Origin of the sequence: Flavobacterium sp. (assembly GCF_044368625.1) — a bacterium.
GTDB lineage: Bacteria > Bacteroidota > Bacteroidia > Flavobacteriales > Flavobacteriaceae > Flavobacterium.
Window position 1 is genome coordinate 1 of sequence record NZ_JBIPPD010000301.1, and the last position, 3,031, is coordinate 3,031.

The following is a 3,031-nucleotide window of genomic DNA, read 5'->3' on the forward strand; positions in this document are numbered from 1 at the left end:
AAAAAACTGGTTTAAAACCGGTTTAAAACCTACACAGGCTCAATTTTGGGCGTGGATGGACTCATACTGGCACAAGGACCAAACGATACCGACAAATAAGATTGACGGATTGGAAAACGCTTTAAATGGAAAGGCATCGACAGATCAACTCGCAAACAAAGTTGACAAGGTTGAAGGTAAAAGTTTGCTTTCAGATACTGAGATTGAACGATTATTAACGCTTGAAAATCAAGATTTATCTTTGAAAGCTGATTTAGTCGACGGTCAAGTTCCTGTATCACAACTACCAAGCTACGTTGATGATGTTTTGAACGGTCAGTTTATTGACTCAATTACATTTATTAATGTACCAACGGGTTTGCCATATGCTTTAGAAGAAGGCAAAATATACGTGGACATTATTACGAATATAACCTATCGTTGGAGCGGGACGGTTTTAATTCCAATTGGCTCACCGCTAACTTTAGGCGAAACGGAATCGACCGCCTATCGTGGCGACCGTGGTAAGATTGCCTATGATAAGGCGGTGGAGTTAATTAATTCAGGAATTGAATTTATTTCAAATGCATTATTAAAATTAAGAATCATTTGGTTTACAGGATTTACAATTGCTCAACGAAATGCAATTGCCTCTCCTCAAGAAGGAATGATAATTTATATAAACGAAAACCCCAAAGGCTTTCAGGTATATGAGGATGGCGTGTGGCGTAGAGTTGGCGCAAACATATCAAACGCTGACCTGAATTTTGCAGCCAACAGAATTCATAATTTGGGTTCAAATAAGCTCACCTTTACAAATGGACGTGTTGAAGTGCCAACTTTGGAAATGCCCGTTACAACAGCAAATTCAATAGTTAATAAAATCTGGAATGAAGGCTTGAAGCTTTGGTTTACCAATAATTTAGGGGTCAATAAATCTGTTCTACTTGATGGCGATATTGTGGACGCAACTGCAACACAAAGGGGACTGGTTTCGACAATTGCTCAGATTTTTAGTGGTAATAAAACTTTCCGTGGTCATTTCAGAATTGAAAGTCCTGTAAGTACCGATAACCCTAATGCGTTAGAAGTTGTTAATTCTAGTAATGTTGTTTTAATGAGTATTAATTCAAATGCTGGGGCAACAATCGGCAGTTTTGGTTTTTCTACTATTAATAACTTAATGAGTTTTGGCGGTGTTACAATTTTTCAAAGGTCTGGTATTTCAACTTTATATGGTGACCCAAGCTCCTCTATTATTGCATTTAGAACAGCAGCTTTGAATTTAACGATGCGAGATGGACGTGCTAGATTTGGCGGTACGGCTGGGGGTTCTACTGATTCTACTGCTTTATTAGAACTTCAAGGTACAAATGGTGGATTTTTGCTACCAAGAATGACAGAAGCACAAAGATTGGCCTTAGTTTATTTGGGCGGAGCACCTCCAGCTGTTGGACTTCAAGTTTATCAAACTGATGGCGTTGAGGGTGTTTATATTCATAAATCTACCGGGTGGCAATTTGCTTATTAATTATTTAAAATAATGAAATTATGATACAAAAGAGGTACAAACAAACCGCACAATTGGCACAAGCGCAAGCTTTGAAAGCAATGATTGAAAGTCAAGAAGTTGTTTTAGCAGAAATTGAACTGCCTGAAATTACTGATATGCCGAACCATAGACAGGTACTTCGGGTAAAAGACGTAAATGTAGCTACATCCGTCAATTACGTGAAATTGACGCCTAAAAGAATCTTAATTCACAAAGAAACCGGAAAGGAATTAAAAATTGATCTACACGTTCCGGACTGGACGATTACCAATGAAAATGTAAGTTCACACATTGACGAATTTGGGCAAAGATTGTTTTATGAAATGGAGTATTTCGACGCTCAGACGGGCGAAGTTGTTGAAAACCCTGAGGGGCTTCCGGCGTTACAACCTGAAGCGTTTATGATGCCGACAATTCCATATCTAATGTTTTTCACAAAACAGATTGTACTGCCGGATTTGATCGCAATGTTTTCCGCTCAGTTCGTAAGTGACAATCTTGATATATGGAACTCATTAGACAGTAGCTCAATGGCTAGACCATCGTAAAATGGGAACTATTTTAGCTTTTGTAGCCGTATTGATGTCGGCAATTTTATTCCCTTTTGGTCTACTGACGACATTGAGTATTAATCTTTGGAAGCGTAAATGGCGGTACTCGTTTAAAAGGCTTGATGATCAATTTTTGGCTATAGCCACTTCGATAGATGCCTCTGGAAATGTTGTATGTATGGATTTGTTTAATCTATTATTAAAGCAAAAAACAGGTTATAGTTTTGGCAATAGAAGGGAAACCATATCGAGCGTTTTGGGTAAAAATCAACGCGATGGCACGCTTACGAAACTAGGGGTATTTGTCGCCTATGTCCTGGACAAAATAGACAAAAATCATTGCTTGAAAAGCATTGACGAGAGTGTAAGTAATTAATTTAAATACGAACTATGAAAACAATTTTGAAAGCCAAGTGGCATCTTCACGCCTTAATAATCATCTTGATGCAGCCTGTAATTATGTACTCTGATAAAAACCCAGAGTGGTTTGACTTTGGGAATGTCGGTAACTTTTGGCGGTGGTTTATTCTAACCCTTGCATCCTTTTGTTTAGGCTTTGTGGTTGAGTGGATTCAAAGAAAATTCTTTGGAGCACATAAAGAGCTGGGCGGTAATAAAAGAAGTTGGCAGGACATTTACGCTACAACGGTGGCGGGTGCGGTTGGTATCGCCGTTAACGAACTTTGGTTTGCAGTAGGGGTTTTGACTGCTATAATTATACTTGAAGTTATTAGGCGGAAAAACAAGTAATTGAATTTCCCGGAGGTGGGAATTAAAAAAAGTCCTCCAACAATTAAAAACTTCTCACGGTAATTTAATTATAGCAAAGCCACAGCGTTGGAGGACAAAAGTCTTCTAGTGCTGTGGCTTTGCTGTTTTTATTAATTATCCTGAGAGGCACAAATATACAAATCATTAATCATCAATCAAAAATCGAATGGAAAAAAAG

At 38.2% G+C, this 3,031-nt stretch carries 3 protein-coding genes and 1 pseudogene; all 4 read left to right on the forward strand.

Going from position 1 to position 3,031, the window contains the following annotated elements:
- Window positions 1–1,510 (forward strand): annotated as a pseudogene (locus tag ACIQ2X_RS15220) (hypothetical protein); the annotation flags it as partial.
- A gap of 20 nt (window positions 1,511–1,530) precedes the next feature.
- Window positions 1,531–2,079 carry a hypothetical protein gene (locus tag ACIQ2X_RS15225; protein WP_396179816.1) on the forward strand — a complete coding sequence of 183 codons (549 nt, stop codon included), beginning with the start codon at window positions 1,531–1,533 and terminating at the stop codon, window positions 2,077–2,079.
- Window position 2,080: 1 nt separating this feature from the next.
- On the forward strand, window positions 2,081–2,458 hold the full coding sequence (locus ACIQ2X_RS15230; RefSeq protein ID WP_396179817.1) for a hypothetical protein: 378 nt from the start codon (window positions 2,081–2,083) through the stop codon (window positions 2,456–2,458).
- 14 nt (window positions 2,459–2,472) lie between these two features.
- A complete protein-coding gene (locus tag ACIQ2X_RS15235) occupies window positions 2,473–2,832 on the forward strand; it encodes a hypothetical protein (RefSeq protein ID WP_396177421.1) in 360 nt (119 codons plus the stop codon).
- Window positions 2,833–3,031 lie beyond the last annotated feature (199 nt).